Origin of the sequence: Archangium sp., assembly GCF_036389735.1 — a bacterium.
Taxonomy (GTDB): domain Bacteria; phylum Myxococcota; class Myxococcia; order Myxococcales; family Myxococcaceae; genus Archangium.
The window spans coordinates 1-3,695 of record NZ_DASVWK010000562.1; the positions used below are offsets into that span (position 1 = coordinate 1).

General features: G+C 69.0%; 3 protein-coding genes, 1 tRNA gene and 1 pseudogene. All 5 read left to right on the top strand.

The window, feature by feature from the left end:
• Nucleotides 1-194, top strand: a pseudogene (locus VF794_RS19765) (UDP-N-acetylglucosamine 1-carboxyvinyltransferase); the annotation flags it as partial.
• 166 nt (nucleotides 195-360) lie between these two features.
• Nucleotides 361-750 carry a zf-TFIIB domain-containing protein gene (locus VF794_RS19770; protein ID WP_331112670.1) on the top strand — a complete coding sequence of 130 codons (390 nt, stop codon included), beginning with the start codon at nucleotides 361-363 and terminating at the stop codon, nucleotides 748-750.
• A gap of 186 nt (nucleotides 751-936) precedes the next feature.
• Nucleotides 937-2,859: an ABC transporter substrate-binding protein gene (locus tag VF794_RS19775; protein ID WP_331112672.1), complete on the top strand. Its 1,923-nt coding sequence runs from the start codon at nucleotides 937-939 to the stop codon at nucleotides 2,857-2,859.
• Nucleotides 2,860-2,922: 63 nt separating this feature from the next.
• Nucleotides 2,923-2,995, top strand: a tRNA-Gly gene (locus VF794_RS19780).
• Nucleotides 2,996-3,082: 87 nt separating this feature from the next.
• A partial coding sequence (locus VF794_RS19785) for a hypothetical protein (protein WP_331112673.1) occupies nucleotides 3,083-3,695 on the top strand: 613 nt, incomplete at its 3' end.

Consider the following 3,695-nt stretch of genomic DNA (forward strand, 5'->3'; position numbering starts at 1 on the left):
AGGGGGTCAAGAGGCTTTCCGGGGCCCCCGTGATGGCCACGGACCTGCGGGCCAGCGCCTCGCTCGTCCTGGCGGGCCTGCGCGCCGAGGGCAAGACCGAGGTGGCCCGCATCTACCACCTGGTCCGCGGCTACGAGCGCCTGGAGCGCAAATTGCGCAAGCTGGGGGCCGATATCCGCCGGGTCAAGGCCTAATCCCGGGGGGCTCCCAGGGTTGCGTCCGTGAACACAATGGTGCGGTTGGGTTGCATCCGAAAAATCATGCGACCTATCATTCTCTGAACGTGCAGGGGGGCCGACTTGCTCCCTGGGCGGATCTCACGGGAGCGCAGCTCCCCCCAACAGGAGAATGACCCACCCCATGAATTGCCCCGGTTGCAGTGTCGAAATGGCCGATCTCGAAGGAGACCATGAGACGCTGCGAAAGTGTGGAGAGTGCGGCGGTCTTTGGATCGACGTCGCGGATCTCAACCGGATCCTCCTCCACAACAACCTCCCCGGGCTGGAGAGCCAGGGTGGGAAGGTCGACGCGGATGCCCTCACTGGCCATTGTCCCGAGTGCCAGGTGGACCTCATCCGGGTAGACGGTGGTGATCGGCAACATCCGCTTCACTACGACACCTGCGAGTCCTGCGGTGGCATGTTCCTCGAGTCGGAGTTCGCCGACGCCACCGACGCCAAGATCGCCGAGCGGGAAATCATCGAGTTCTTCCGCCACTTCAGTGGCAAGAAGAAGTCGGCCGCCGTCTGATGCCCCTTCGGGGCCTCGCCTTGCCCTGCCCTCGTCCGGGCCCGCTCCCCGCGGGCCGGGAACGCCACGGCTCCGCCCTCTCTCTTTCCCCCTCCCGGGATGAAAGCGCCCGCTTGTCTGTTGGCGAACCTTGACACCCGGGCGCCAGGGGATTGAGTAGGCGCCCGAATGCCACGAGGGAACGGAATGCGACGTCTGGGATGGGTGTGCCTGTGCGCTCTGCTCGCCGGCTGCCCGAAGAAGGAGACCGAGGCGCCGGATGCCGGGCCCGTCATCACGGGGCCCGAGCAGCTCAGCGAGAAGGAGCCCAACGACCGGCCCGAGCAGGCCCTCACCCTCGGCCGGGACGCCACGGTAGGTGCCAGCCTGGGGGCGGATCCGTCCAAGCCCGATGAGGACTGGTACCGGCTCGCCCCGGCCGGTCCTCGCGTGTCGGACGTCACCGTCTCCGGCATCCCCGGCGGAGACGTGCTGCTGGAGGTGTACGACGCCCCCGGCATCCGCAGCGCCGGCATCAACAGCGCCGGCGAAGGCAAGCCGGAGCGCTTCCCCAACCTCTATGTCGAGCGCGAGCGCTGGGTGCGCGTCGTCTCGGCGCGCAAGGGCACCGGGGGCGCCTACACCCTCGAGCTGCGCTACCACGAGCCCGAGGACGGTGTGGAGCGCGAGCCCAATGACCGGGCCGTGGACGCCTCCCCGCTCCAGATGGGTCAGGCGGTGATGGGTTTCCTCGGCCACGCCGGCGACGAGGACTGGTACCGGCTGGAGCTGCCCGAGCCGTCCCCCTCCGCGATTCCGGCTCCGGCTCCAGCGCCCGCTCCGGCCCCCGGCACGGAGACCCCCCCGGCTCCCGGTACGGACGCCCCTCCGGACCAGCCGACGACCCCCGAGGGCACCCCGCCCCCGTCCGAGGCGGCGGCGAACGCCCCCACCGGCGAGGGCACTCCGTCCGACCTGGGCGCGCAAGCGCAGCAGCCGGGGAACCCCTCCCAGTTCCAGGTGCCCGTGCCCGTCCCGGGCCAGGGCCTTCAGCCCGCCGCGACGGAGGAGCCGGCCGCGGTGGCGCTGAAGATCGAACTCACCAGCATCGAGGGCGTGCGGGCGGATCTGTCCGTGCTCTCGGCCGCGGAGGCCCCCCTCTTCACCACCCCCAAGGGCAAGGAGGGTGAGGGCTTCGCCCTGCGCAACATCGGCGTCCGGGCGAGCGATCGCGTGGTGTACCTGGTGGTGAAGAGCGGCTGGTCGGGGACGGGCAAGGACGCGAAGCGTGGCTTCAACTCGGAGAAGCCCTACACGTTGACGGTGTCGCTGGAGGAGGCCGGGGCGAACGCGGAGCTGGAGCCCAACGACGAGCTCTTCAAGGCCACCACCCTGCCCCTGTCCGGCTTCAAGGAGGGCTTCCTCTCGCCCAAGGGCGACATGGACAACTTCGTCCTCAAGACGACGGAGCCGGTGCTGGCGAAGCTGGAGCTGGCCGGCGTGGAGCGGCTGGACCTGGAGCTGTCCGTCATCGAGCCCCCCACGGGCGACGGGCAGAAGGAGACGGTGGTCCAGCGCGCCAACGACGGTGCCATCAAGGAGCCCGAGCGCCTCAACAACGTGGCCTGCAACGGCACCTGCTACTTCCGGGTGCAGGGGGCCGCGCGCAAGGTGGAGAACAAGTGGGTGCGCGACTACGAGAACGCGGACCAGCCCTACCGCCTGTCCGTCACCACCGTCCCGGACAACGGCGGCGAGGAGCGCGAGCCCAACAACGCCCCGGATCGGGGAATGGAACTGGCCACGGGCCGGGCGGTGCGAGGCACCGTCTATCCACTCAAGGACGTGGACTACTACCGGTTGGACCTGTCGGAGCGGCCCGTGCGCACCCCGCTCAAGGCCACGCTGCTGGGCATCCTCAAGGTGGACGTGGGCCTCTACCTCTACCGGGTGGGTGAGGATGGCAAGCCGGCGCTCGTGCAGACGGCCGATCGCGCCAAGGGAGATCAGCCCGAGGTCATCCGCTACAGCGCCGAGCCCGGCGTCTACCTCCTGGAGGTCCGAGACGCCCGCAACCGCGAGGCCAACTTCCAGGATGCCTACCAACTCACCGTCGAGGAGGGCGAGTAGCACCCCCCGCTACTTCTCGTTGACAAGCCGGGCCCAGGTCCTTACTTTGGCTCTGCTTGCGACGCGGTGGTAGCTCAGTTGGTAGAGCACGAGCTTCCCAAGCTCGGGGTCGCCGGTTCGAACCCGGTCCGCCGCTCTCTTGAGGCCGACAGTTCCTCTTCACCGGGGAATTGTCGGCCTCTTCGTTTTTCCCGAGGGCCCCGTTCGAGCGACACTGCGCCGCATGCGCACTCCCGCTCTTTTCTCCACGGCCCTCGCCGTGCTCCTCCTGGCCTCCACCGGTTGTGGCAAGGACCCGTCGAAGGGTGATGGGACTCCCGGCGAAGACGAGTCCCTCGCCGGGTTGACCGCCCTCACCCTCGAGCCCGCGGACGGCGTGCTCGTCGTCGAGGCCGGACAGACGCCCGCCTCCCTCACCTACCGTGCGCTCGGCACCTTCGAGAACGGCCAGCAGCGCGACATCACCGCGCAGACCCGCTTCTCCGTGGACAACACCTTCATCGGTGGCTTCTCGGGCAGCACCTTCACCACCTACAAGAACCAGGGCGGCGTCACCACGGTGTCGGCCCTCGCGGGCACCGTGCGTGGCACGACCCGGGTGTCCGTGAAGCTCCAGGCCAGCGTGAAGGACCCGGCCTCCCCCACCGTGCCCACGGATGCCTCGGCCCGCTTCTCCGGCCCCGCCAACGCCACCCGCAGGCCCGACCTCGTCTACCCCAATGACGGCGTGCTCATGCCGCCCAACATGCGCGGCGCCGAGCTCCACTTCCTCCCCGGCACCTCCAACACCCTCTTCGAGCTGTCCTTCCAGAACGACGTCACCGACATCAAGGTGT

Excerpts from the sequence above, each read along its gene's own strand:
- VF794_RS19770 (WP_331112670.1), top strand. The coding sequence starts at position 361 with ATGAATTGCCCCGGTTGCAGTGTCGAAATGGCCGATCTCGAAGGAGAC.
- VF794_RS19775 (WP_331112672.1), top strand. The coding sequence starts at position 937 with ATGCGACGTCTGGGATGGGTGTGCCTGTGCGCTCTGCTCGCCGGCTGC.